The 26582-nt window shown below is 54.8% G+C and carries 13 protein-coding genes and 4 pseudogenes; 8 read left to right on the top strand and 9 right to left on the bottom strand.

Features of this window, described 5'->3' with window-relative positions; all coding sequences use genetic code 11:
- From DG357_RS17605 to DG357_RS17575, 7 genes and pseudogenes are all read right to left on the bottom strand, one after another.
- Positions 1 to 318 (bottom strand): annotated as a pseudogene (locus DG357_RS17605) (HigA family addiction module antitoxin); the annotation flags it as partial.
- Entirely contained in the window at positions 319 to 1488 is a 1170-nt protein-coding gene (locus tag DG357_RS17600; RefSeq protein WP_088204896.1) for an HlyD family efflux transporter periplasmic adaptor subunit, read from the bottom strand.
- Positions 1489 to 1498: 10 nt separating this feature from the next.
- Positions 1499 to 3694, bottom strand: coding sequence for a type I secretion system permease/ATPase (locus tag DG357_RS17595; protein WP_028014148.1), 2196 nt, complete (start codon positions 3692 to 3694; stop codon positions 1499 to 1501).
- On the bottom strand, positions 3691 to 5094 hold the full coding sequence (locus DG357_RS17590; RefSeq protein ID WP_041908566.1) for a TolC family outer membrane protein: 1404 nt from the start codon (positions 5092 to 5094) through the stop codon (positions 3691 to 3693). The genes DG357_RS17595 and DG357_RS17590 overlap by 4 nt, the downstream gene beginning before the upstream one ends.
- An 80-nt stretch (positions 5095 to 5174) precedes the next feature.
- Positions 5175 to 15281 carry a BapA/Bap/LapF family large adhesin gene (locus tag DG357_RS17585; RefSeq protein ID WP_108780344.1) on the bottom strand — a complete coding sequence of 3369 codons (10107 nt, stop codon included), beginning with the start codon at positions 15279 to 15281 and terminating at the stop codon, positions 5175 to 5177.
- Between the two features lie 821 nt (positions 15282 to 16102).
- Positions 16103 to 16459 carry a hypothetical protein gene (locus DG357_RS17580; RefSeq protein ID WP_028014145.1) on the bottom strand — a complete coding sequence of 119 codons (357 nt, stop codon included), beginning with the start codon at positions 16457 to 16459 and terminating at the stop codon, positions 16103 to 16105.
- A 401-nt stretch (positions 16460 to 16860) separates the two neighbouring features.
- The gene (locus DG357_RS17575; RefSeq protein WP_049136901.1) at positions 16861 to 17778 is read right to left on the bottom strand and encodes a LysR family transcriptional regulator; all 918 of its coding nucleotides are present in this window, start codon (positions 17776 to 17778) and stop codon (positions 16861 to 16863) included.
- Between the two features lie 98 nt (positions 17779 to 17876).
- Between DG357_RS17575 and DG357_RS17570 the strand changes: the two genes are divergently transcribed.
- The 4 genes from DG357_RS17570 (at position 17877) to DG357_RS22990 (ending at position 20851) form a co-directional block, all read left to right on the top strand.
- Positions 17877 to 18599 (top strand): SDR family oxidoreductase, encoded by a 723-nt coding sequence (locus DG357_RS17570; RefSeq protein WP_088204880.1) that lies wholly within the window; start codon positions 17877 to 17879, stop codon positions 18597 to 18599.
- Positions 18600 to 18762: 163 nt separating this feature from the next.
- Complete coding sequence (locus DG357_RS17565) at positions 18763 to 19539, top strand: isocitrate lyase/PEP mutase family protein (protein WP_088204879.1); 777 nt, start codon at positions 18763 to 18765, stop codon at positions 19537 to 19539.
- Positions 19523 to 20569: a bifunctional transcriptional activator/DNA repair enzyme AdaA gene (locus DG357_RS17560; RefSeq protein ID WP_088204878.1), complete on the top strand. Its 1047-nt coding sequence runs from the start codon at positions 19523 to 19525 to the stop codon at positions 20567 to 20569. Before DG357_RS17565 ends, DG357_RS17560 begins: the two co-directional genes overlap by 17 nt.
- Before the next feature lie 129 nt (positions 20570 to 20698).
- Positions 20699 to 20851 carry a hypothetical protein gene (locus DG357_RS22990; RefSeq protein WP_159087791.1) on the top strand — a complete coding sequence of 51 codons (153 nt, stop codon included), beginning with the start codon at positions 20699 to 20701 and terminating at the stop codon, positions 20849 to 20851.
- A gap of 270 nt (positions 20852 to 21121) precedes the next feature.
- Here the strand turns inward: DG357_RS22990 and DG357_RS17555 are convergent.
- Positions 21122 to 21328, bottom strand: a pseudogene (locus DG357_RS17555) (integrase core domain-containing protein); the annotation flags it as partial.
- On the opposite strand from DG357_RS17555, the pseudogene DG357_RS23225 reads away from it, so the two are divergent.
- The 3 genes and pseudogenes from DG357_RS23225 to DG357_RS17545 all read left to right on the top strand — a co-directional run.
- Positions 21321 to 21538: pseudogene (locus tag DG357_RS23225) on the top strand (transposase); the annotation flags it as partial. The pseudogenes DG357_RS17555 and DG357_RS23225 sit on opposite strands and share 8 nt — an antisense overlap.
- A gap of 619 nt (positions 21539 to 22157) precedes the next feature.
- Positions 22158 to 23312 (top strand): MFS transporter, encoded by a 1155-nt coding sequence (locus DG357_RS17550; protein WP_159087790.1) that lies wholly within the window; start codon positions 22158 to 22160, stop codon positions 23310 to 23312.
- Between the two features lie 336 nt (positions 23313 to 23648).
- Complete coding sequence (locus DG357_RS17545; RefSeq protein ID WP_088204876.1) at positions 23649 to 24902, top strand: MFS transporter; 1254 nt, start codon at positions 23649 to 23651, stop codon at positions 24900 to 24902.
- Positions 24903 to 25143: 241 nt separating this feature from the next.
- Here DG357_RS17545 and DG357_RS23220 read toward each other — a convergent pair.
- Positions 25144 to 25293: pseudogene (locus DG357_RS23220) on the bottom strand (IS3 family transposase); the annotation flags it as partial.
- 297 nt (positions 25294 to 25590) lie between these two features.
- Here DG357_RS23220 and DG357_RS17540 point away from each other — a divergent pair.
- Entirely contained in the window at positions 25591 to 26136 is a 546-nt protein-coding gene (locus tag DG357_RS17540; RefSeq protein ID WP_088204875.1) for a hypothetical protein, read from the top strand.
- The last annotated feature ends 446 nt before the right edge of the window (positions 26137 to 26582 follow it).

Genomic DNA, 26582 nt, shown 5'->3' with positions numbered 1-26582 from the left:
TCAGGCCACATCCGGCTGGCCTGATTTCCTTTTTGCCATGATTTCTGCAATCGTTTTTATACGGCTCAACTCCTCCTGAGTCCGGGAATTAGTTTGTGCTTCCCAGACGTCGACGTTTAGCTGCAGGTTCAACCAGAATTCAATGGTGGTATCGAATGCCTTGGCCAGTCTGATTGCCATATCGGCCGTCAGTTTACGATTATTATTAACGAGAGCACTGATGGTGTTACGGTGCACGTTAAGCATTTCCGCGAGATCGCTAATTTTCAGATTGAGCGGCTCAAGATATTCATACTGCAACACATCGCCCGGCGAAGTCTATCGCTCCCTCAGCGCCTCCTTCGCCCGGTTAAACGGCTTGATCAGATAATCCAGTACCGTTTTCTCTCCGGTCTTGATGTCCACTGTGGCAATCATCCCCGGCACGATCGAGAAATGCCTGCCCGCCTTATTCACCAGGTAATCCTGGCTGGTGCGGATAAACACGCGGTAGTAGAACACCTCCGGCTTGGCCTCGTCCTGGATAGTGTCCGGGGATATAGTCTCCACCACCCCGTGCAGCCCGCCGTAGATGGCGTAATCGTAGGCGGTGATCTTCACCAGCGCCTCCTGGTTCGGGTGGATAAAGGCGATATCGCGCGGCGAGAGGCGGGTTTCAATCAGCAGATGATCGTCCACCGGCACAATCTCCATCAGCTCGCCGTTGGGCGGGATCACGCCGCCGATGGTGGTGACTTTGATGTTTTTTACGATCCCGCGCACCGGGGATTTTACCGTCAGGCGGGTGACGGAATCCTCGCGGCCTTTGAGGATCGCCGAGACCATATCCACCTCGGCGTTGGCCTTGGATAACGCCTCGCGCGCCTGAACGTAATACTGGGAACGCACGTCGGTGAGCTTCAGCTCCAGGTCGCTTTTCTGCCGCTGCAGGCGGAGCACTTCCACGTGGCTGGCGGCGCCGGTTTTTACCAGCCGCTGGGTGATTGCCAGCTCTTTGTTTGCGAGATCTAACGCTGAACGCAGTTCACGCTGCGTGTCCTCCAGCTGCGCGCGGCGCGAATTGTAGAGCCGCGTTTCGGCGGCGGTCAGTTCGGTCCATTTCTCCAGCGAAGGCGGGAACTTCAGCGGCAGATCGTTCACCTCGGCGTACAGACGGGCGCTGGAGGCAAGCGACGCGCGGTAGCGCGCCGCGCTTTCGCCGACGTTCGATTCGGAACGTGTTGGATCCAGCCGCGCCAGCACCTGTCCGGCCTGCACCTGATCGCCCTCGTGAACGTTCAGCTCGGTGAGGATCCCCCCATCCAGCGACTGCAACACCTGCTCGCGCGAGCTGGGGATCACTTTTCCGGTTCCCGTTGAGACTTCATCCAGCATCCCAAACCACGCCCAGACGCCCAGCGCGACAAACATCAGCAGCGAGAAGATCACAATCCGCCGCGCGCCGGTATAGCCGCTTTCGGAGTCGAGCGCATTATCCAGATCGTCCATCGCCGCTACGTCACGCTGACTGATTTTCATTTTTCCACTCCCGTCCGGTTGCTGCCTGCTGCTGTTGCTGCATGCGGCTGTTGTTCAGCGCCTGCGCTTTTGGCGCGTCCATGACCAGCATCCCATCTTTCAGCACGACCACGCGCTCCACCAGCTCCAGCACCGGCACGCGGTGGGTGGCGACAACCAGCGTCCGGTTGCCGAGCCACGCCCCCAGGCGCTGGATAAATTCCCGCTCGGTGTGTTCATCAAGGGAGGCGGTCGGCTCGTCCATCAGCACGATATTCGGATCGCGCAGCAGCATCCGCGCCAGCAGAATCGACTGCCGCTGCCCGCCGGACAATCCCACGCCGTTCTCCATAATCGGGTAGTCCAGCCCCTTCGGCAGCTTCTGCACAAAGCTGGCTGCGCCGCACATCTCCAGCACCTCGAAAATCTCTTCGTCGGTGGCGCGCGGCATGCCGAGGGTGATGTTCTCGCGCAGGGTGCCGTAAAACAGCCGCGCGTTCTGGGTCATAAAGCCGACGTTTCGCCGCACGTCGGCCACGTCCAGATGCGGCAGACTGAGGTTGTCGAGCCGCAACTCGCCGGCGGCCAGATCCATGCCGCCCGCCATCGCCTGCAGGAGAGTGGATTTGCCCGCGCCGTTACGCCCGAGGATCGCCACTTTCTCGCCCGGCCTGATCTCCAGACGGTTAATGCGCAGCGCCATGCGCGGATCTTCCGGCTGATAGCGGAACTGCGCCTGCTCGAAAAGATAGTGTCCGCGCAGCACGTCCTGGCGGATCGGCGTCTCTTCACGCTGATTTTCAGTAGGAAGCTGCATAATGCTGTCCAGCCCCTCTTTGGCGGCCTTAACCTGCTGCCAGCGGGCGAGCACGCCGCACAGCGTCGCCATCGGGGCGATCATCCGGGAGGCCAGCATTGAGGCGGCTACCACCGAGCCGGTGGTCAGCGTGCCGTCAATCACCATCGGCGCGCCAACCACGATCACGGCGGCGTAAACCAGGCTCTGGACGGTCATCCCCCAGCTGATCAGGTTCTGCGTCAGCTCGCGGGTGCGCAGGCCGGATTCCGCGGTGATCTGGATATAGCTGTTCCACTGCTGCAAAAAGCGGTTCTCCGCCTGCATCAGCTTGATGTCCTCCAGCCCCTGCACGCTCTCCACCAGCACCGCGTTGCGCAGGGTGGATTCATGCGCCGACTGCTTCGCCAGCTCCGCCAGCTTTTTTTGCAGCAGCAGGCCCGGCAGCACCATGATCACTGCCGCCACCGGGGCGATCCACGCCAGCTGCGGGGCGATGATCGCCAGCACCACCACAAACAGGAAGAAGAAGGGCAGATCGACAATCGTCGAGATGGTGGAGGAGGTGACCATCTCGCGGATCTGCTCCAGCTCGCGCAGCTGGGAGATAAAGCTGCCGGTGGAGCGCGGAATGGCGCTGTGGCGCAGCCGTAACGCGTGGCCGAACACGCGATCCGAGACGCGCAGATCCGAGCGTTTGCCCAGCAGATCCATAATGTGCCCGCGCGCAACGCGCAGCACAAAGCCAAACAGGGTGGCGATCAGCACTCCGATGGTCAGCACGTAGAGCGTCGGGTAGGACTGGGCGGGGATCACCCGGTCATACACCTGCATGGAAAAGACAATGCCGGAGAGGGAGAGCACGTTGATAAACAGCGCCGCCAGCATCACCCAGCTGTAGGGGCGCAGGTCGCGCATCACCAGCCGGTAGAGCCAGTCCGGACGGTACTTTGAGATGTAGGCGTCCACGCGGCTGTCTTTCAGCGCGGCCAGCGGACGCAGGGCGATAACGTGGCGGATGGCGGGCAGCATTGCGCTCATCGACAGGCGGTTGGTGTATGTCTTGTCGTCGAAAAAGCTGACCTCGAGCGTATCTTCTCCGTCGAAATTCTCGATCACGCCGATTTTTCCGTCGTTCAGCGCCACCACCACCGGCAGACGCCAGCTGTTGATCGACTGCTGATCGGCCGTCAGCAGCTGGAACGTCAGCCCGGCTTCACGGGCAAGCTGAGTCAGCGCGGGCACCATCGGTTTGCCTTTCAGCCACGGCGCGCCCGCGACGAGCGAGCCTGGCGAACAGGCAACGCGGTAGCGCGTGGCGACAAAGCCAAACGCCTGAGCCCACTGCTCCAGCGCCTCATCCGTCATCGTTTCCCCCTGCGGGATGTCGCGTTGCTTCATGGCTGGATCTCCACGGTCTGGATGGTGCGGTTATCAAGATCGAACGCATGACGCAATTGCCCGGTGTTATACAGGCAGTTGAGCTGCAGCTGATGCAGCTGACCGAGGGTCTGCTGCTGGGTAAAGCGCGCCTGATAGACCTCCTGCTCGGCGTTGAGCACGTCCAGCAGCGGGCGCGAGCCGAGATCGAGATACTGCTGCTGGTAGAGCTCGCGGGTGCGGGCGCTGAGCGCCTCCTGGCGGCCCTGAATTTGCAGCGTGCTTTGCAGGCTCATGACCTGGCTGCGGGCCTCCAGCAGCTTCTGGCGGACATCGAGGCGCGTGCGCTGAATGGTCGACTGCGCCGCTTCCACCGCGTGACCGGCGGCGTTGCGTCGGGCGGTGAGTCCGCCGCCCTGATAGAGCGGCATCTGGACTTTCACCCAGGCGGAATATTGGGTGCGGTCCCGCGTTTCGTTACCCGCGTAGCGATCGTTCAGATAGTGACGGACTTCCGGCTCCAGCGAGACGGTTGGCGTCATCTGCGCGTCGGCGTAGTCAAGGTTAGCCTGAGCGACGTTCGCCTGTGCCCAGGCGGCGAGGACCGCAGGCACCAGACGATCGTCCGGCTCGGCGATATCGCAACTGCGGGCCAGCTTCTGCGGAAAGTCATTGCTGATATCGTTCAGGCTGTTCCAGCCGAGAAAGCTCATCAGCGTGGCGCGGGCGCTGTCGAGGCTGGCCTGATACTGCATCAGCTGGGCGCGCGCCCCTTCAATGCGCGCGTCGGTCTGCACCACGTCAGACAGGGAAGTGGCCCCTTCGTCGTTACGCTGGCGGGTCAGGGTGCCGATTGATGAGAGGGCGTCAAGCTGCTCTTTGGCGGTGTCGACCATCTGCTGCCAGGTTTGCACCTGCACCATGGCGATAGCGGTATCGTGGGCGATGGTGTCGATACTGACCAGCACGTTGGCCTGCTGCTGGGCGACCCCGGCGTTTTCGGCCCGCACCTGGCTTGCCACTTTGCCGAAGTCGTAGAGCATCTGTGAAAGAGAGAGCACCAGCGACGGCGTAAAGCCGTTCTGGTCGCCATCGTGGGAATACCCGTTGTCCATGCCGGCGTTGATTTGCGGATAGTATTTCGATTTGGCGACGTCGACCTCTTCGTTCTGTTCGTAGAGTTTGCCCACGGCTTCAGCGATCGCCGGGTGCCAGGTGACGGCGCGATTAACGGCCTCGCCAAGCTGTAGTGAACCGGGAGCGGCTTTGCCTGCCACCGGAGCGACGCGGCCATTCAGTGAGGGGAGTTCCTGCGTTTCGCGGAGCTGTCCGGTATTGATGGTTGCCGCCGGGTTTGCCGCGATGGCGGGTACAGATATCAGGCAGCACGAGAGCCACCAGTAAGGCATCTTTATTCCCATGTCTTGTCCCTAATAAATAAGTACAGCTTTATTATTTATGCCCGGGCGCTGTGCGCCCGGGTCATGTCCTGCAGGTGCTATCAGGTAATGATGTGTTGCTGGTTCACAAGCTCGTCGTACGTGGTCTGCACGTTATCAAGCGTAACGAGTGCAGTATTAGTGTAGGTGCTCCCTGCGCCGTCACGGTCGATGGAGATCACAGTGTTGCTACCGCTTTGCGTGACATTGATATAATTCCCCAGCGAGGCGGTATTCCCGTCCCAGCCCACCAGCAGATCGCCAATGTCGATCTTGTCTCCCTGCGCCAGGGAGAAGTTCGTCCAGTGGTCGCCGCCAGCGCTGGTGATGTTGCCCCCCGTCGCGTTGCCCGCCGTGCTGTTCAGCACCTGATAAATCAGCGTGTCGCCGTAGGCCGTACCGCTAATCACATCGTTATGCTCCGAACTGATAAATTTCGGCGCCATGTTGATGGTCAGCGACGCGGTGTCCGTGGTGCCGTTGGCATCGGTCAGGGTGTAGTTAAAGACCTCCTTCGTGGTAATGGTAGAGAGCGATATCCCCGGGTTGAGCGTATAGGTGTAACTGCCGTCTGCGGCAATCGCCAGCGTGCCGTAGTGACCCGTGATGCTCGACTGCGTGCTGCCGGTGTAGGGATCCAGCGTAGTGGTAACGCCGTCGTAGCCGGTAATGCTCACGCGGGTATCCACCGAGTGCAGCTGGTCCATCGTCCCTGCGGAACCGGTGCCGTCGAAAATGTTGCCGTCAACGGTGTGGGTGCCCGTGGCGTCGAACTGCGACAGCGAGTAGCTTGTGCCGGTGACGCTTGGGGTGATGGTGATATTTCCTACTCCCAGTGGCCCCATTCTGCCGGTATAGCTCAGGGTGTAGGTCCCCGCCTCCAGGTCGAGACCCGTCAGGTTGACCGTTGCCGTGCCGCCCAGCAGCAGCCCGCCGTTGAACGAGCCGGTTCTGACGGTGGTGGCGCCGTTGGTCAGCGTCCAGTCAACCGTCAACCCTGTAAGCGTCAGCAACGAGGCGACGTTAAATGACAGCACCACGTTGTGCAGCGCGGTATTGGCATCCACCACGAAGGTGCCGGAGCCGGAGCCTTGGGTTGAAGCGAGCAGCGCGGCGTTCCAGCTCGCCGACCCGACGGTTGTATCCGAGTACGCGGCGGTGTGGTGTACCGACGTCACGTCCATCGCGGTGCTGACATCATTCACCGCATTCATCGGCTGCGCGGTTGGGGTGATGTTGAGCGAAGCCGTGTCTTTCGTGCCGTCCGGCGCGGTAATGGTGTAGACGAAGGTATCCGGGGTGCTGATGTGGTCAACGCCGACGCCGCTATTCAGGGTGTAGGTGTACTCCCCGGCCGCGTTGATGCTCAGCGTACCGTACTCGCCGGTAATGTTCGTCAGACCGCTGCTGTTCACCGCTACGCCGTTAACTTCCGTCACCAGCGTGCCGACTGGCGCAATATCATCCGACAGAACGTCCCCGGTAGTGCTCGCGCTGACGCTCGCCACGCTGTAGACATGATCCTGCAGCACGTTCAGCGTGTAGGCCGTCAGGGCGGTGATCCCTGCAGCCGTATTCAGCAGGAACAGGTACTCACCGGCCGGCAGCTGCAGCGTCAGCTGAGGCGAGGTGCCGCCCAACAGCGGCGCGCGCAGCCAGCCTGGTTCAACGCGCATCTGCTCGAAGGTCTGGGTCGCGTTGTTGAACTTATAGACGTACAGATCAAACACCGACGCCAGCGCCACGCCGCCCACGGAGGCCTGGATGGTCATGGTGCGGGTAGTGCCTTCCTCCACGTTATAGATGATGGGATTGGTCATATCGTCCAGCAGGTTCAGCCCCAGCGTGTTGCCGAGATTGATTCCCACCAGGGTAAAGCCGCCCTGGGACGACGTACCGTTATCAATCGCGTTGACGGTGGTATCGAAGGTCAGCGAGTTCGTATCGTCAACCGCGACAATACCGCTGGTGGCGGTACCGGTGCCCAGCGACAGCACCAGATTCGCCGACGCGCTGACGCCGTTATGCGTGATGGTGTAGCTGAAGCTCTCCGTCCGGCCAATCACCGATGCGCTGGTGTTGGTCAGATCGTAGGTGTAACTGCCGTCGCGGTTAATGGTCAGCGTACCGTACTGACCCTGGATCACCGTGCCGTCGGCAGTGACGCTGGTGGTGACACCCTGGGCGTTAGTGACGGCCGTGACCGTTGCCCCTGCCGGAGCGTTGTCGCTGCCTGCGGTTGGGTCAACGTCGGTGATCACGTTACCGCCGAGGCTGGTGTCGCCCGTAACGGTGCCCGGCCCGGTCTCTTTCACCGCCACGTCGAGGCTGGTGTAGGAGCCGGTTGCCAGCAGGTTGGTGTTATAGCTCAACACGCGGTAGTTGCCGTCCGCCAGCCCGGTCAGGTTTAGCGAAACGCCTGTTGCCCCCAGGGTCAGCAGGTCGGCAAACTGCGGCTGTCCGGTATCGACTACGGTAGTCCAGGTGTTGTTAACGGTGTCAAAGCGCTGAACCACCAGCTCAAGGGTGTTGAGCAGAGAGAGCACCGCGCCCGTGGCGTTGGCGTTCACGACGATATCCGCGCTGCCGCCGCTGCCCACGGTGAAGTTGACCTGAGCGGTGTCATTACCGAGCAGCGTCAGGACGTTGCCCACGGCGCCGACCAGCAGGAAGCCGTAGTCGCTGTACTGGCTGTTGGTGACGGTGGCCGTGGTGCTGAGATCCAGCTCTTCGACATTATTGCTGGCGGAGAGCGGCACCACTGGCGCGAGCGCCGAGCCGGGCTGCGAGATATTGCCCGCCGCGTCGGTGGCGGTGATTTGCAGCGTCTGGCCTTCAGTCTGTTTGTTAACGAAGGTGTAGCTGTACGTGCCGTTGCTGCCCGCTGTGGTCGTGACCGTCGAGCCGTCCGTGAGACGGATGGTGACGGTACTGCCTGCTTCAGCATTGCCGGTTAAGACGCTACCGTCGGCGTTGAAGGTTCCGGTTGGGGCCGTTGGCGCGGTCAGATCGACGATAATCGTCGTCACGGCCGATGCCGGGCTGGTGTTGCCTGCGGCATCGGTGGCCGTGGCGGTGAAGTTGTGGGTGCCCTGCGTCAGCGTGGTGGTTTCCGGCAGCGTCCAGTTGCCATTGCCGTCGGCGGTGACGGTGCCCACCAGCGTGATGCCATCGTAGATCCGTACTGTTGCATTCGCTTCGGCGGTCCCGCTCAGGGCCGGACGCGTGTCGTTGGTCGGGTTGGTGCCGGTTACCGGACCGATGACGCTACCGACATCATCAATTACCGAGCTGATGACCGGCGCTGCCGGAGCAAGGGTATCGACGTTAATCGTGTACCCGGCGGTTGGCGCGCTGGCATTGCCCGTCGCATCGGTGGCGGTAAAGGTCAACGTGTGCGGGCCGTTGCCCAGCGCCGGAGAAGGCGTATAGCTCCACGCCCCGCCGGTGGCGATCACGCTGCCGATCTGCACGCCGTTATCGAAGATTTTCACCGTAGAACCCGCTTCCGCCGTACCGCTGAGGGTTGGCTGCGCGTCGTTGGTTATTCCTCCGTTCGCGACTGGCGTTGCCGCATTGCCGACGTCATCCAGAATGCTGGTGAGCACCGGCAGCGCTGGCGGCGCGGTGTCAATCGTCAGACTGAAGCTTGCGGACGACGCGCTGGTGTTGCCTGCGGCATCCGTAGCCTGCGCGGTGAAGCTGTGCGCCCCCTCTGTCAGCGTGGTATTGAGTAAGATACTCCAGCTGCCGCTGCCGTCTGCGGTGCCCGTCCCGACCAGCGTGGTTCCCTCATAGATATTCACAGTGGCAAACGGTTCGCTGGTTCCGACCAGCCGCGGTACGGTGTCGTCGGTCGTCTGCCCGGACGTGATTGGCCCGGTAATGCTCCCCACATCGTCAATCGCCTGGCTGATAACCGGCGCGGTGGGTGCCGTGCTATCGACAACCAGCGTAAAGCCTGGCGAGGCGGGGCTGATGTTCCCTGCGGCATCGGTGACCGTGGCGGTCCAGGTGTGGCTGCCAGCCGCCAGCGGCGTGGACGGCGTAAAGTTCCATGCACCGGTACCGTCTGCCAGCGCGGTGCCGACAGGCTGCCCGTTTTCATAGATAGTGACCGTGGCGTTGGCCGTTGCGGTGCCGCTCAGCGTTGGCGTGGTGTCGTCGGTGCTTTGCCCGGAAGTGAGCGGGGTTTGAATACTGCCCACGTTATCTGCCGCGGCTGAAATGACCGGCGCAGACGGCACGCCCGTATCCACCGTCAGGTTAAACGGTGCCGTTGCAGTACCCACGTTGCCCGCCGCGTCGGTGGCGTTGAAGGTAATGGCATGCGGTCCGTCGATCAGATCGGTACCCGGCGTGAAGGTCCAGCTGCCCTGGGCATTGACCACGGCGGTGCCAATTTCGTTGCCATCAACAATCACGTGCACCGTAGAACCCACGTCGCCCGTACCGTTGAAGGTCGGACGCGCGTCGTTAGTGCTGTTACCCGACGTGAGCGTCCCCGTGATCGGTGCGACATCGTCAATCACGCTGGTCACCACCGGCACGCCGGGGCCTGCGGTATCGACGGTGAAGGCGAAGACCGACGAGTTCGCCGAGGCGTTGCCCGCGGCATCCGTTGCGTACGCGCGCAGGGAGTAGCTGCCGTCGTCCAGCGGCGTGGTCGGGGTGAAGGACCAGTTACCGTTTCCGTCGACGGTCGTCGTACCCAACTGCGTACCGTTATTCATGATGTAGATGGTGCTGCCTGCCTGTCCGGTGCCGCTAATCGTTGGGGTGTTGTCGTTGGTCGCCTGCCCGCTGGTGAGGTTGCCCGTGACGCCGCCAGGGACGTTATCACTTACTGTATCCAGCGTTGGAACCGTCGGCGCCGTGAGGTCAACCACCACGCTCCACGGGGCTGAGACCAGGCTCAGGTTACCCTGCGGATCGGTTGCCTGAACCGTGAACGCGTGTGGCCCTTCGACAAGCGCGGTCTCTGGCGTAAAGCTCCACGCGCCGGTGCCATCAGCCGTAACCACGGCAATCTGGGTAGCGCCATCGAAAATGGTCACGATGCTGTTTGCGTCCGCTGTCCCCGAAAGGGTTGGCGTGGCGTCGTTCGTTTCGCTGCCGCTGGCTACCGGGGTGGCGGTATTGCCCACATTATCCGTTACGCTGGTGATGACCGGCGTGGTGGAAATGGAATCCACCACGATGGTGAAGTCCGCCGAAGGACCGCTCTGATTTCCCGCCGGATCGGTCTCGCGGATGGTCAGAACGTTACTGCCTTCTGGCAGGGCGGGCGTGGTGTAGCTCCAGGTACCGGTATTACCAACCACCACGCTGTCCAACAGCACGCCGTTGTTGTAGATGGAGATAGTATCACCCACCGCGCCGGTGCCGGTGAGGGTCGGCTGGCTGTCGTTGGTGGTCTGGCCGCTGGTCAGCGGACCGGTGACAGGACCCACGTCGTCAATGACCGAGCCAATGGTTGGCGTGCCCGGCGCGGTCAGATCGACGGTTACGCTGGCCGCCGGAGAGCGGCCGCTGGTGGCACCGTTGAGGGTCGCAGTCACCTCAAAGGTGTGCAGCCCCTCGCCAAGCGCGGCCGGCGTATAGCTCCAGTTGCCGCTGCCGTCGGCGGTCACCGTTGTTAATGGCGTCGTGCTACCGTCCTGATAGATAGTTATCACGCTGCCCGCTTCGGCCGTACCGGTAAGCGTTGGCGTGGTGTCGTTGGTGGTTTTGCCTTTCACATCGCCGGTGACCGGGTCCACGTCATCGACGATGGCCGTAATGACGGGTACCTGGGGCAGCTCAAGCGGCGAGTCGGTAACGATAAAAGGCACGTCAGCGCTGGCATTTCCTGCTGCGTCCGTGGCGGTCACGGTCAGCGTGGTTGGATCCAGCTGCGCCGGGCTCAGCGCAATGGAGAAGCTGCCGTCGCTGCCGACAACGCCAGTACCAATGACCGTAGTACCGTTTGTCACGGTAATGATGCTGCCCGCTTCACCGGTACCGGTCAGCGGTGTTCCTTCATCTGGCAGGCTCATGTTGCCCGGATCTGCCGGGGCAACGGTATCTACCGTCACGCTCACCGGTGCTGAACTGCCAGAGAGGTTACCCGCCGGATCGCTGGAAGAGACGGTGAAGGTATATGTAGCATCCGGCAGCGTCGCGTCGGCAGTCCAGCTCCAGGTGCCATCCGGCTGCACTGTTACCGTCACGGCAGATGGCGTGCCGTTTACGGAAACGATCACGGTAGTTCCCGGCTCACCGGTCCCGGTAAGGGTTGGCGTGCCGTCCTGCGTATACAGCTGGTTGTTGGAGAGCTGGCTGTCAGCAACGGCGCTAATGACGGGGATTTCCGGCGCAAGGGTATCAAGCGTGACGGAAACGACCGGGCTCGGCGCGCTGACGTTACCTGCGGCATCGACTCCCGCAACGGTGATGTTCAGCAGGCCGTCCTGCTGTGGTGGCAGGACAAAGCTCCATTCTCCGTTAACGACATCGACACGTCCTACCTCAACGCCGTTGTTGTAAACGATGACCGTGTCGCCAGTCGTGCCGGTACCTCCGACGGTTGGCGTCGCATCGGTGATTAAGCCCCCATTCGGCTGGCCCCCGACGGCGTCAAATACCGGGACATCCGGTGCTACGGTATCCACGGTAATCGTAATCGCTGGCGACGGGTCAGAGACGTTGCCCGCCTCATCGGTGGCGGTGGCGGTATAGACGTGGCTGCCTTCCCCAATATTACTGTCAGGACGCCAGCTCCAGTTGCCGTTGCTGTCTACCGTCACGGTGCCCACGATGGTCGGTGTGCCGTTAACGGTATCAGTGATGTTGATAACGTCATTCGCCGTACCGGTGCCGCTCAGGATCGGGCGCGGATCGTTGGTGGTTCCGCCATCGGGAACGGGGCCGGTTATCTGGCTGACGCTGTCGGTGATCACCGGTGCTGCTGGTGCTGTTGGCGCATCGGTATCAATGGTGATGGTGACCGGCTGGGACGGGGCGCTTTCGTTGCCCGTGCCGTCCATATTGGTGACGGTCAGGGTAATGTCATAGGTGCCGTTAGGCAGCGGGGTAGCTGGCGTCCAGGTCCAGTTGCCGGTGCCGTCCACGAGCACATCATCAAGCTTGACCCCACCGTTGTAGATGGTCACGGTATCGCCCGGATTGCCGGTGCCGCTCAGGGTCGGCGTGGTGTCGCGGGTGGTTTCTCCCGGGTTCAGCGGCGTTTCTGTGCCGTCAGGATTGACGGTGATTGCCGGGATATCCGGCGTGGCTGGCGGAACGGTATCTACCGTCAGTTCAAACGGCGTTGAGATGGTGGTATTGCCCGCGGCATCCGTGGCATGCACCGTCAGCGTATGCGGGCCGTCGGTGAGCGGGATAACGGGGGTAAAGCTCCAGCCGCCGCTGCCGTCGAGGGTCGCGGTGCCGAGCAGGGTGGTGCCGTCATAGACGGTAATCACCGCATCTGCCGGCGCGGTGCCCTGCAGCAGCGGCTGGGTGTCGTCGGTGGTGTCGCCGCTGGTAAGCGGCCCGTTAACGCCGCCGACGTCATCGGTTACGGTGGCGATGGTGGCCGCCGCTGGCGGCGTGGTATCGACGGTCAGGGTAAAGCCGCCTGACGGCTGGCTGGTATTACCCGCTCCATCGGTGGTGACGGCGGTAAAGGTATAGGTGCCGTTAACAAGCGGTGTGGTTGGGGTATAGGTCCACGTGCCGCTGCTGTCGATCACAATTGTAGTGAGATCGACGCCGTCCTGGCGGATGGTGACGATTGAGCCCGGCTCCGCGGTGCCGTTGAGCGTCGGCGTGGTGTCATTGGTGCTGTCGCCAGAGTTGAGCGCGCCGAGGCGCTCTGGCACGTCATCCACCACCTGGGTAATGACCGGCGCATCCGGGGCAACGCTGTCAATGATGATGCCCCAGCTGTTGGATACGTCGCTAATGTTGCCCGCCGCGTCAGTTGCGACGGCGGTCAGGGTATGTTGACCCTCAGCGATCGGGGTGTCCGGAGTAAAGCTCCACGCGCCGAGGCCATCGGCGACGGTGGTTCCAATATCAACCCCATCCACGCGGATGGTGACCGTGGCGTTGGCCGCGGCGGTACCGCTGAGCGTCGGAGTTGAATCATTGGTGGTCTCATTGAGGTCGAGCGAGCCGGTTCGTCCGGGCACATCGTCAACGACCTGCGTAATCACCGGGGCGGCTGGCGCCGTCCCGTCGACGATAATGGTCCACGCGTTCGATTGTCCGCTCGGGTTACCGGCGGCATCCGTCGCCGTTGCCGTCAGCACATACGTACCATCGGCCAGCGGAGAGGGCGGCGTAAAGTTCCACAGGCCGGATGAGGGGACGACCACCGTGCCGATGATATCGCTGCCGTTGAAAATCGTGATGGTCGAACCGGGTTCGCCCGTGCCGTTCAGGGTCGGCGCCCGGTCGTTGGTCAGCCCATTCTGGTCCACGGGACCGGTTGTGTTCAGCACGTCGTCAATCACCGACACGATAACCGGGGCCTGCGGTGGGCTGATATCCGGCGCTGCTGCGGAGGTTGCTGGCCCCGTGTTGCCCGCAGCGTCGGTGGCGTCTGCGGTCAGGATTTCGCCGTTGAGCTTAGGCGGGGTCAGCGTCAGGCTAAAGTTGCCCTCGCTGTCGGCCACCGGGGTGCCAAGGATAGCGTCGCCTTCACGGATGGTTACCGTGCTGCCAGGCTCCGCGGTGCCGGTGATGGTGCCGCCATCATTCGATACGACGAGGTCGCCGGGGGCCAGCGGCGGCGTGGTGTCCACGGTGAAGATGATTGGCTCTGAGGCCGCACTCTGGTTTCCGGCTGCATCGGTTTCAACGACGGTTATCGTGTGCGTTCCGTCCGCGAGCGGGCCGTCTGGCGTGACGCTCCAGGTGCCGTTCGGCAGCACCGTTGTGGTTCCAACCGCAACGCCGTTATCGTAGATAGTGATTGTGCCACCGGGCTCGCCCGTTCCCGCCAGGATCGGCTTTGACGCATCGGTAGGCGTGCCTGCGGTTATGGTCCCTCTGATCGCACCCGTGTCGTCGGTCAGCACAATCGCGGTTGGCGCGGTCGGCGGGGTAAGATCCACGGTGAGGGTAAATACCGGTGAGGCCGGTCCGAGGTTGCCGGCGGCGTCGGTTGCCCGCACGGTAATCTGGTGGGTGCTTTCAGTCAGATCGGTTGACGGGGTAAATGTCCAGGTGCCGTTGCTGGCGACGAGCGCCGTGCCAATGGCGACTCCGCCGTCATAGATGGTTACGGTGGAGCCCGCCTCCGCGGTGCCGCTGAGCTGCGGGCGTGGATCGTTGGTGCTGCCGCCGTTTGTGACCGACCCCGTTTGAGGATCAATATCGTCCGTCACGCTGCCGATCGTTGGGGCATCGGGTGCGGTGAGATCCGGCGCCGTAATCGTTGTGCCCTGGCTGGTATTCCCGGCCGCATCCGTCGCGGTGGCGGTCACCTGTTCGCCGTTGGTCAGCGGAGTACCGAGAGACACGGTAAAGTTGCCGTCACTGCCGGTTTTTCCGGTGCCAAGGACGTTGCCGTTCGCGTCTTTCAGCGTGATGGTACTGCCGGGCTCGGCGGTACCGGTGACGCTTTTACCGTCCGACGAGAACTGAAGGCTGGAGGGTGCATTCGGCGGTGTTGTATCCGGGTTGGTGGGATCGACTGGCGTACTGGGGTTAGGGTTAGGATTGTTGTTATTCCCATCATCGTCATCCCCGCCGCCGCCGCCGCTGGAGCTTGCCACCGCCGCGATGGCGCCAGCTGCGACAATGCCGCCCAGCGCCCACGGCCAGATGGCGGCACCACCTGCATCACTCCCGGATGCGGCCAGCAAGGCGTCCGTGGACGCGATGGATTCGTACGTGGCGGCCCCGGTGGGATCTTCAATCCACCATAACGCACCGTCACTCTCCTGGAGCACCAGCTGGCTCACGCCCTGTGCGTCGGTGACATAGAAATTTTTAAGGGTGATCACTTCCCCGGAGTGCAGTGTCACCACCAGATCGTTACCACTTCGCGCGAAGTGGGAGACATCGGCTCGCTCTACATGAAGCTCAACGATAGAGGAATGGCTCAGCGTAACCTGTGTGCCTTCCGTAGTCGTTTCCACGCCAGTGAGTTTTGATATAACAGAGATTTGGCTCATTTAGGTATTACTCCAGCAGAGTTATCGTGAACGACGAGCAAGACGAGCCATCTCTGGAGAAGGTAAAGGGCGCCCCCGGCGGAGTTACTGTTTTTTAAACAGCACTCACCGTCTTTTTTAGAGCGAACGATGCCCGCCAGGATTCAGAGTGGCAACATCAGAGCGAATGTAATTACTTACGAGACAGAATGTTTGTTATGCGTATTTTGTGCCTTATAAAACCCTGTAATTAATAGAGGATTTGGTTTTGAGAATATAAAAATGATATAGCCAGAAAACGGTGAATGTGCAAATTAAGCTTTCGTAAATAAAGAGGTAGGTCGTAAAGAGGCCATTAATTTATTGATGAGGTTTATGTATTTTTTTTATTAATAGATTGTTTTTGTTGGATATTTTTTGATTTCACTATGCTTTTTTATTTATGTTTTAGATGTAGTTTAATAATTGGTAGTGTCGTTTTTGAATGCAATTAAAAATGTTATTATTTAAAGCTGCTTAATCATGGTTTAAGTTAGGATAACATTCTTGATGTAGGATATATTATATTAATAGGGATTTAAAATATATTCTTATGTGGTGTTGGAATTATGCTACTGCGAGCAGGAAATATAATAACCTGCTGTATTTTCAATACGGTCATTCATTAACCTGATACTGAGGGCGAAAAAAAATGACCGCAGGGATGGGCATCCGGACATTTGCATCAATCCTATCTGTCGTCATAAGGCGGCGAACAAAAAGGGGCAGATATACACGACGTATCGCTTTTATTCGAAGCAATAAAAAAGGCCGCTAACGCGGCCCTGAGGTGAGTATGTCGGTTATTCAGTGACTTTCTTTTCCAGCTCGCTGGCACCTTCTTTGGTTTTGTTCCAGCCTTTCTCTGCGCCTTCTTTAGTGGCATCCCACCCCTTCTCGGTGCCTTCTTTGGTTTTATGCCAGGCTTTCTGGGAATCTTCGCTGACTTTGCTGCCAAAGCTTTCGCTTTTACCTTCCGCAGCATGCTGCTGTTTCAGCTTCAGCTCTTCGCCTTTGTTCTGCTCTTCGTGCAGTTTTTGCTTCGCTTCGTTGGCGTTTGCGTTCGCCGCAGCGACGGTATCGTCAGTTGCATGTGTGGTCGCAGCAAATACTGGGGAAGCCAGCAGAACGGCAGATAATGCGATAATTGTTTTTTTCATAATATCCTCATTTAACGTTATCGGTTATGAGCGTGATTCAGCATGGCACAGACGAAGCGGGGTGGCTTTAGGAAAAAACTGTAATGAGATCAAAGTACCCAGGCAAGCGCCCCCTTGCTTGAGGATCACCCGAAGGATAAAAAACCTATTTCTATGAGGGCTGCAAGGGTTAGCAGAATAAAGAAAATAACGACCATGGGTCTGTACATTTTAAGGCTCCATCCTTGTGTGATGTCTTGTCCAGCGTACGGGATACATCGTTAAGCCATCCCCGGCACGACATATCCCCTGAGTGAGTTGTGTCCGTTTTTACTTTTCCATGGGAGGAGGGCGGTGTCGTTGATGTTTATCAAAGGGCAGCGGCAGGGTAAGGAAAATCTGCATGAAAGTTACTGGCCTTGTTAGCGTTGAACGCTGTGCGTTGCCGCTGGCTGTCGCCACTGGCGGACGTGCTCGATCAGGGCTCTTAGCTTGGGCGCCATATTGTGACGCTGGGGGAAATAGAGATAAAAGCCTGGAAAAGACGGAAGAAACGTATCCAGCAGGGCAACAAGCTGCCCCGTTTCAATATACGGAGTGAATGTATCCTCCGTGGCTAAGGTTATGCCGCCGCCGGCCAGTGCCAGGCTGAGCATAAGGCGCAGATCGTTTGTGGTGATCTGCGGTTCAATCGCCACATCGAAAGGAACGCCCGCCTCCTCAAATTCCCAGCGATAGGGGGCAACGTCCGGGGCTGGACGCCAGCCGATACACCGGTGAGCCACCAGCTCGCGGGGGTGCTCAGGTACGCCGTGAGTCGCCAGATAGGACGGTGAAGCCACCACCCTCTCACGCTGCTGACCCGTAAGGGGAACGGCGATCATGTCTTTTTCAATAACTTCACCCAGCCTTACCCCGGCGTCATAGCCCGCCGCCACGATATCGAACTCCTCGTCCGACACGAAGATATCAAGCGATACCGCAGGATGCGCAGCCGCAAACGAAGCGAGCAGCGGGCCAGAGAGAAACGCTTCCGCGATTGAGGTGACCGCTATTCTGAGCTGGCCGCGCGGTGTGCTGTCCGACGCGACGTCTTCAAATGCCGCTTCAATATTGGCGATGGGAGCCTGCAACGATTTACGCAGCCGTTCCCCTGCTTCAGTGAGGCTTACCGAGCGCGTGGTGCGCATCACCAGCAGGGTTTGAAAACCATCTTCAAGACGCCTAATCCCCTGGCTGACAGCGGAGCGGGTTATGCCCAGCCGCGCGGCGGCAGCGCTAAAGCTGCGCTCCTCGGCGACCGCCAGAAAAACAGGTAACAGATTGAGATCGATTTTCATTGTTTAACATTGCTAACCAGTGAGTCCAGTAAATGCAGGATACAAGAAACAATGGTGAGTATCTATTATCACGTTGAACTCAACGTAAGGAGCAAAACATGAACAAAGTTATCTTAATTACCGGTGCATCAAGCGGTATCGGAGAAGGTATTGCCAGAGAGTTAGGCAAGGCAGGCGCGAACGTTTTCCTGGGCGCTCGCAGGCTGGATCGCATCAACGCCCTGGCTGCTGAAATCCGCAGTGCAGGGGGGGAAGCAGAGGCCGCAGCCTTAGACGTTACCAGCCGCCAGTCGATGGCTGACTTCGTACAGGCCGCGCGTGAAAAGTGGGGCCGCATTGACGTGCTGATTAACAACGCGGGCATCATGCCTCTTTCTCCGCTTTCGGCAGGCAAGCAGGATGAGTGGGAGCGCACCATTGACGTGAATATCAAGGGCGTGCTGTGGGGGATAGGCGCCGTGCTGCCGATTATGGAAGCCCAGGGCTCGGGACAAATCATTAATATCGGCTCGATTGGTGCCTTGTCCGTGGTGCCCACGGCTGCTGTCTACTGTGCCACCAAATTCGCCGTACGGGCGATTTCGGATGGTTTACGTCAGGAAAGTTCGAACATCCGCGTGACCTGCGTTAACCCTGGGGTAGTGGAAAGCGAACTGGCCTCGACCATTACGCACCCGGAAACTATGGCGGCGATGGACGCGTACCGTGCTATTGCCCTCAAACCTGCTGATATCGCCCGCGCTGTGCGCCACATCATCGAGGCGCCTGAGAGTGTCGATACAACAGAAATTACGATCAGACCGACGGCATCTGCGAACTAACGTTGCGGATGAAAAAATGCAGGTTAGCGCAGCTGGTTGACAACAGATCTGACTGGTCTGCGAATCCAGACTACGCTTGCTAAAAAATGGTCGTCTGAATTTCGGTTGTGACGTTCATACTGAATGCTTAGATTCATTTTCAATCTATTGAGAGGAAATGAATATGAATTTTGCAGAACTCCACAACCAGGATCAGCCCCTGCTTATCGCTAACGTTTGGGACGCCGCCAGTGCTGTCGCAGCGCAAGAAGCAGGCTATCAGGCACTGGGAACGTCCAGTGCAGCAATAGCGTCCATGCTGGGATATGAAGACGGGCAGGGAATGCCGTTTGATGCGTTATTTTATGTGGTCACCCGTATCCGGGCTGTCAGCAGCCTGCCATTGAGCGTTGACATGGAAGCAGGATATGGTGATTCAGCCGAAGAGATAGTCGCTAATCTCAGGCGCCTTGCTCAGACTGGCGTAGCAGGCGTTAACCTTGAAGACAGCAGAGTCATTAATGGTAAGCGTCAGCTTGACGATATCTCTGATTTTTCCCGTAATCTGAGAACAGTATGCAATGCGCTGAGAAGTGAAAACTGTAGCCTGTTTCTGAACATTCGGACTGACACTTACCTGCTCGGACATGAAGACGCATTGCAGGAGACGATATTACGGGGTCAGAGCTATAAAGCTGCAGGTGCTGATGGCCTTTTTGTTCCCTGTCTTACGTCAGAGAAAGACATCAGCCTCATTGCAGAGGCAACGGGTCTGCCTCTGAACGTCATGTGTATGCCCGATCTTCCGTCGTTCGACAGGCTGAAGCTGGCCGGGGTAAACCGCATTTCAATGGGCAATTTTGTTCATTCAGCCATGCAGTCAACGCTGAGTGATGTAATGCATGCGATTCGAACTCGTCAGTCATTTGCAGGACTTTTTAGCGATGAAAATAACCGATAAGAATTTGTGTGATATCTGGTATCAGGCATTGCTCGAACGAGATTCAGAATATACCGGCGTATTTTTTGTTGGCGTCAAAACTACTGGCGTATTCTGCATTTCGGTATGCCGGGCGCGAAAGCCCAGGCGCGAAAATGTTGAATTTTATAAAGATGCCAAATCTGCCCTGGCGGACGGCTTTCGTCCCTGTAAGGTCTGCAGACCCGCTGAAAATGCGCACAGCGCGCCATTATTTATTGAACAGGCGCTTGCGCTTGTCAGGCGCGATATAAAATCCCGTGTGGCTGACGCACAGCTTCGCCAGCACGGAATCAGTCCGGAGCGGGTAAGACGCTGGTTCCTGCAACATCACGGCATCACTTTTCAGGCTTTCCAGCGAATGCAGCGGGTGAACGTTGCCCTGCAGGAGCTTAAAAGCGGAAGAGCGGCTACTGACGTTGCGCTGGACAATGGCTATGAATCCCTGAGCGGGTTTGGTTACATCTACAAGCGGCTTACTGGCGCAGCGCCGACTCAGGCAACCGAGGTGATTGTCATTCATCGGTTTACCACTACGCTTGGGCCTATGTTTGTCTGCGCGACAGAGCGGGGAGTGTGTCTGCTGGAGTTTACCGATCGCCGGATGTTAGAAACAGAATTCCGCGATATCCAGCGTTTATTTAACGCCAGAATTGTCACCGGAGAAAACAGCCATACCCGGCAGACAGTAAAAGAAATCAGCGAGTATTTTGCCGGAACTCGCCGACAGTTTGAGCTCTCTGTGGATGCCCCGGGCAGTGATTTTCAACAATCCGTCTGGCATGAGTTGCGTGCAGTTCCTTATGGACAGACCTCGCACTATCAGGCCATTTCGCTAGGGATGAATAAGCCCAATGCTGTGCGCGCCGTCGCTGCAGCTAATGGTGCAAACCGGATTGCGATTGTGATCCCTTGTCACAGGATAATTGGCAAAGATGGAAAGATGACGGGTTACGGCGGTGGTATTTCACGCAAAGAATGGCTCATTGAGCATGAGCGAAACAATGTTTGATGGCGTAATGTTCCATTATTGCCGGATATTTTACGAACTTCGCGGGATAAAATGCAGACACAAAAAAGCCCGCAGGGATTGCACCGTGCGGGCTCTTAGGACTTCATCGGATGACTCTGGTAATCACCGATGGAGAATTTTGGTGGGCTGGCGTCCCTGACATTGGTGGGGAAGGTGGTTGAGTTTGTTGGGGATTTTGATTTTTTGCTCGAAGGGGAAGGCGTAAAAAGAGTGGTGTTAGTATTGATATGGATGGGTTTTTTATATCTATTTGATTTTTAATATTAATGTAACGCGGGATTTTTCGTGTTGGTTGAAACTATGGTGGAGGTTACTTACTTGCCGCCTGTTTCCAGGAGTGAGCTTGTCTGTTGAATAATTCACTCTCTTGGTTTTTTCCCGCCTGTAGACCATGCTCATCTAATACACGGGAAAAACAATAACGTCATCTCTAGCCGAAGGTGATACAGGTAAATGGCCTTTGGTATATCCAATGATGTCCCTTTAACAATAAGAGTATATCTGACCCCCCTACAGGATTTGATACAACCTTCAGTTAGTAATGCCGGTTGCTTTTTCTTCATATTTCCTGTTTCGCCAGTCTGTTTCGAATTCAGCTGGTGTCTGGTAATCCAGCGATGAATGGGGACGGCACTCGTTATAACCCTGCCGCCAGTCATTAATCATTTTTTAAGCATGAAGAATATCGCTGAACCAGTGTTCATTAAGACACTCATCGAGAAAGCGTCCGTTACGCGATGCAGAACTGTTCAAATCACTACGAGGCATGGGCCCATGCATAGGCCAGCTAACGCTTACAGCATTGTGTGATAACCGCAAATGCTTCAACAGAGCAGAGGAAATACGAAACTGGAAAGGTATCGCGTCAGTAACCGGGCGAAGCGGCAAAAATTCTGAGTGCACTGGCGTGGGTGTTGTGCGAAATTCGTACGACTGACTTTCGTAGAAAACCTGTCAAACGTCTTAGGCGTGAAGCGGTTATTAAAACTTCGACGTACTTTTACGTTAAGACCAATAGCCACTTTATAAATAACACCAGAAGTTTTTTCGAGCATTCAAATTAAGGGATACAAAGACTTAAATGCTTCTGCTCAAAAAGGGAAAAACAACGTCATATCAATTTCATATGGATGGCGCGTAGGTAAGGTCTATTTCTACTTCAGCCAGATTAATTTATGTGGGTCTGTTACGTTTTGTTTCAATTATGTTAATGAGTTGTTTTATTGCTTTTTCGAAAGCAATCAATACGTTAAATACATTCATAGCATGAATGAGTGAGTATTAATGCATAAAGTCCAGGCTTCATATTGACTAAAAAAAACATAACAATAATTATGCTTAGATAGCTAATTGATTATTATGTTTTGCTTGTTCCGTTTATACTAAAGGGGTGTTTCATGTCTGGCACTCGTATTGCGGATACATCTTAATATAAGGTTTGACACAAGCGCGATCGGGAAAAATATAAAAATCATTATGTGGCATAATCATTATAAATATCTTCAAAATTATTAATTGGAGTTTTGAGATGAGTCCTGTTCAGTCGTATTTTCACTCCAGGGAAGGAATGATAAGTAAGAATTCGCATCATTTTTTACGCGTTATTGTGGCTTTATGTTATTTGACAGTAGGTTTATCTATCATTCCTGTACCCCTCATAGTTAGTCAGAGTTTTCATGCTGATATTAAACTGCTAGGGCTGGTCATGGGTATATATGCTTTTATAGCTATTCCCGCAAGGATTTTAACAGGGATTGTGATGCTTAAAATTGGTTATCGCGCTACTCTTTTCGGCGCAGCTCTCTTACTTTCTGTTAGTGCTCTTATTTGTTCCTGGGCAGAATCTGTAACAATTATGCTCATCGGGCGCTCTATTCTGGGGATTGGAACAGGAGCAATGATGGCAGTCGCGACAGCCTGGATGGTTGAACTCCCCGTTATGCGTTCGAAAACAGGACAGGCAATTGGGTCAATTGGTACAATCAATTATGCTATCTTAGCTCTAAGTGCCCCCGCAGGAGAGTACCTGAGCCATGTGTGGGGAGCGCATTATACGTTATTAATTACATCATTATTTCCATTGTTGGCGCTTGCGATTATCCCGAAACTTGCCACGATAACCAACGGCCCGTCAGACAGTACACCTAAGAGAGCGTTAGAGGTTGTTTTATTAGCGAGCATTGTACCTGGTATTGCTTTATTAATATCAGGCATTGGATATGCCAGCATCGTTTCTTTTGGTCTGGAAATTGGCACTTATCATCACCTGGGCACGGGCGCATCTTTAGTGCTTGTATTCGGCATAACAATGGTTTTTGCTCGAGTTTTTTTAAGCAACATGACTGATTTATTGTCGACTGGTTTGGGAATAACAATCGTATTTGCAATAGAAGCTCTTGGATTGCTTCTTTTGGCACATAGCGAAACTAATCTGGGTCTGTGGGCAGGCGCAATGGCTATTGGAGTAGCGATGTCTTTCATTTACCCGGCCCTGGGCGTACGGGTAAGCCTAATTGCAGGCAAGTATCGTGGAAGTGCATTATCAGTTTATGGCGCATTTATCAATGCAGGAATTGGTGTCGGAAGTATTTTGACAGGTTTTATGATTTCTCACTGGTCACTTTTAATCGCACTAACCATTTCATCTGCTATCGTCCTTATAGGAGGCGGGGTTTCTATGTGTTTACCCTTTTTAGAAAGGATTAGCAAACATCACTCTTAGAGAGGCTATGTATTGAAACTCGTAATTAAATGCACAATTGGAGAAGAATATAATCACATGTCAGAATGGCTAGGATTAAAATATTAAATAATACATGCAAGTCTTAGGGGGCATAGTATGCGTAAGGTTGTTAATGTATTTTAATTATATGATTAATTTCAGGGAAATTAAATTTCTACATGGTATTTATATAGTAATAAACAACTTCTGAAGATTAGGGTATTGTGCATGCTATTAATATTACTTCACATCTAACAGTAAATTTTTTATTAACTTAATAGCATTGAAGTCATCACTTATTACATATGTTAATGATTCTTATTGTCGGGATAAATTATGACCACCAAACCCACTGCTGAAATATGTAAGTCTCCCAGTCTATTTCAGACTATAAAAACATTTCCTGCGACAGTTCATGCTCTGCTCTTTTTTATTTTCGTTACACGCTTTAGTTACTTTATGGCATGGCCTTTTATCGCTGTGATCATGACGCAGACTTACGATATGTCGCCCATTGCTATTGGCGTAGCAATGACCACTAGCGCGCTCTTATCAGTGGTTCTTGGGATGTATGGTGGGCAAATTTCAGACAAACTGGGACGAAAGGTCATTCTTCTTCTGGGATGTGGATTCTCCGCAGTGGGGTACATAACACTGGCGCAAGCCAGCAGTATGGGTACGTTTATTATTGGCCTAATGATCATCGGCGTATGCTTTGCATGGGTGGATCCCCCTGTGCGTGCTTTGATGAGTGATTTGCTCGGTGACAAGCCTCGTCGTGCGCTGGCACTACAAATGCGATACTACTTAATTAACGTTGCGGCAGTATCTGGTCCATTGGTAGGGATATTCTTTGGTCTTACATCTCAAAAGGGAACATTCCTGATAACAGGGCTGACTTATTTACCATTTTTCATTCATGTAGGTTTGTTTATACCCGCTGGTAAACTACTTAATGAAAAAGTGGGCGATAGTGATTCGGTACCAAAACTGTATCAAGTAGTGGGGATTATAATCAGGGATAGGATTTATATTGCGGCATTACTGTGCAGCATTTTATGTAGCATTGTATTCATCCATTATGAAACCGTATTACCTCAATACTTAATGTTACTTGATGGCAATGCTGCGGTTAAGCTTATTACTTTGATATTGGTTACCAATGCTTGTACTGTGCTGCTGTTTCAAAGTTTTATTATGGGTTTTTTTGCTGAGGTGGATCTGCCTAAACGTATTCTAATGGGGGGCGCAATTTTTTCTATTTCACAAGTCTGTTTTTTTGCTACACGTTCAACGGAAATGTGGGCATGGCTAACTGTCACGGTAGTTTTTAGCATGGGGGAAGCGATTCTAATGCCAAACCTTAATATTTTACTCGATCAATTGGCACCGGCAGAACACCGGGGTGCCTATCTTGGCGCTTCTACATTGACGACGCTCGGGGTTGCTGCTGGTCCGTTAATCGGTGGAGTCATGCTGGCCATGACCGGAGCAGGTGTGTTCATCTGCACTGCATTTCTTAGCGTATTACTGTGCTCAATTATTTATCTTTGCAGAAACAGTATACTGGTGCGTTTGCATAATTCATAACAATTAAAAGCATTATACGGCAGGGCGTCGTTTTGAATCATCACGTTCCTGCCTTAAGGTGTTTTTTTGCATTTATAGGCCGTTATAATTGAATGGCTTCTCGGATGTAGATTGCATCCAGTGATTCTGCAAAGGAATAACATATCCCTGATGGAAATTTCCTGGAAAAAGACGGCAATAGTTACGAAGGTCTGTTTATCGTTGCACTTAAGTATAATTGCAGCTGGACGTTCAGATTTTATTTCTGGGCTTCAGGTAGCCATCTATAAAGTGTGGTAGAACCGACATTCACACTCTCTGGCCTGTCGATATGAGTAGTCCTTAACAACAATCAGTTGCGTAAATTCCAGCCTGAACTCAGGGGGGAAATAAGTTTGGTTTTCTTGTGCATTAAGTCACCGGTTTTGTGTTGCGAAGAGGATATCTCCGTTAATCAGGTGGCCTACTGTACCGCTACAACTTAATTTTCAACAAATCCTGTCCTCTTCTGCACACTCAAAGGAGTGGATACTCGATGGCTGTAGAGATAAGATTTTTTTAGTGGTGAATGCGGCTAAGCGCACGCGGCACAGTTAAACTCTGAATGAGTAATTCCGATGTATTTTTGTCGGCGATAATGTGTTAACTGGTTATCGTCACTGGGAGGCACCCGGCACCACGTCTCAATGAATGGAAGGATGAATGAAATATGATAGAGATAATTACGGAAAACATATTTTTAAAAGCTGCTATTTCTCATGTTTTTATGGATAACTTATGTGAGGATAATATTCTCCTTGTAGATTTCGATGAGAAGATGACATTTAGTGAACTGCTCTTGCTATTAAGGGGGATTGACCAAAGTAACGATATAAGGGTGGTTTTTATTGGTAATCCGGGGATTTATAAATCGTTTGTTGTTGGTTTTGATTGGGTGGATATTAGTTTGCCTATTAGTGATTTCGTTTGTCGATTAAGGAAAACCAAGGGTGTGGCAATCAAATCACTTATAGCTAACATTGTTCATCATCTCTCACTTAAAAAACTGTCGCGAGTGGAAAAGACTGTTGCTTTGCTCTCAATGAGCAAGAAGATTACTGCAGTTGCTGCTATAACAGGATTATCTGATAAGGGTGCCTACAACGTTTTATCTACTGTTGTTAAAAAAATGAATGCGCATTCGTCTAATCATCTTCGTTATTTCTTAATGAGAGAATATGGTGCATTTAGCTTAGCTGAACTTACCGCTATATAAATTGTGCGAATGCCAATTAAGTTTCATATGAATCTACGGTTTATTTTTTTTCATGGATTCTTTACGGCATAATTATATATGGATAATTAAATAACCTTCTTTTAACTCAAGCTTTCTCGATAAAGAAAAAATAAGTAAATGGGATTAAGGCCGAATGCCTTCTTAAGCAAGATTGTCATTCATACTTTAATGCATAACCAAAGCCCGCTTTAATATTTTCAGGTTTCATCAATGGTTTTATTTACATTAGATATTTTTCAGAGCAGGCTCATGAGTTTGCACAAAGGAAATATGTTTCTTTTCAATCATCTAAATGTTTTAGATTGATGTTTCTCTAGGTCACTCCTCTACATCTTTTCTTTGCGCTCTTGTTAAAGGTGCTATTTTTTATCAGAAAGCCATTTTCCATATCGAGTGGCATACATTATGCTGCGCTCTGACACAGT

The organism is Enterobacter bugandensis (assembly GCF_900324475.1).
In the GTDB taxonomy this organism is placed as follows: Bacteria; Pseudomonadota; Gammaproteobacteria; order Enterobacterales; family Enterobacteriaceae; genus Enterobacter; species Enterobacter bugandensis.
The sequence above is the reverse complement of the archived record's forward strand: the minus strand, read 5'-3'. Positions and strand labels throughout refer to the sequence as shown.

What these genes read in the sequence shown, in the direction of transcription:
- DG357_RS17600 (WP_088204896.1), bottom strand. Translation starts at nt 1,488, where the DNA reads ATGGACGATCTGGATAATGCGCTCGACTCCGAAAGCGGCTATACCGGC.
- DG357_RS17595 (WP_028014148.1), bottom strand. Translation starts at nt 3,694, where the DNA reads ATGAAGCAACGCGACATCCCGCAGGGGGAAACGATGACGGATGAGGCG.
- DG357_RS17590 (WP_041908566.1), bottom strand. Translation starts at nt 5,094, where the DNA reads ATGGGAATAAAGATGCCTTACTGGTGGCTCTCGTGCTGCCTGATATCT.
- DG357_RS17585 (WP_108780344.1), bottom strand. Translation starts at nt 15,281, where the DNA reads ATGAGCCAAATCTCTGTTATATCAAAACTCACTGGCGTGGAAACGACT.
- DG357_RS17580 (WP_028014145.1), bottom strand. Translation starts at nt 16,459, where the DNA reads ATGAAAAAAACAATTATCGCATTATCTGCCGTTCTGCTGGCTTCCCCA.
- DG357_RS17575 (WP_049136901.1), bottom strand. Translation starts at nt 17,778, where the DNA reads ATGAAAATCGATCTCAATCTGTTACCTGTTTTTCTGGCGGTCGCCGAG.
- DG357_RS17570 (WP_088204880.1), top strand. Translation starts at nt 17,877, where the DNA reads ATGAACAAAGTTATCTTAATTACCGGTGCATCAAGCGGTATCGGAGAA.
- DG357_RS17565 (WP_088204879.1), top strand. Translation starts at nt 18,763, where the DNA reads ATGAATTTTGCAGAACTCCACAACCAGGATCAGCCCCTGCTTATCGCT.
- DG357_RS17560 (WP_088204878.1), top strand. Translation starts at nt 19,523, where the DNA reads ATGAAAATAACCGATAAGAATTTGTGTGATATCTGGTATCAGGCATTG.
- DG357_RS22990 (WP_159087791.1), top strand. Translation starts at nt 20,699, where the DNA reads ATGGAGAATTTTGGTGGGCTGGCGTCCCTGACATTGGTGGGGAAGGTG.
- DG357_RS17550 (WP_159087790.1), top strand. Translation starts at nt 22,158, where the DNA reads ATGATAAGTAAGAATTCGCATCATTTTTTACGCGTTATTGTGGCTTTA.
- DG357_RS17545 (WP_088204876.1), top strand. Translation starts at nt 23,649, where the DNA reads ATGACCACCAAACCCACTGCTGAAATATGTAAGTCTCCCAGTCTATTT.
- DG357_RS17540 (WP_088204875.1), top strand. Translation starts at nt 25,591, where the DNA reads ATGATAGAGATAATTACGGAAAACATATTTTTAAAAGCTGCTATTTCT.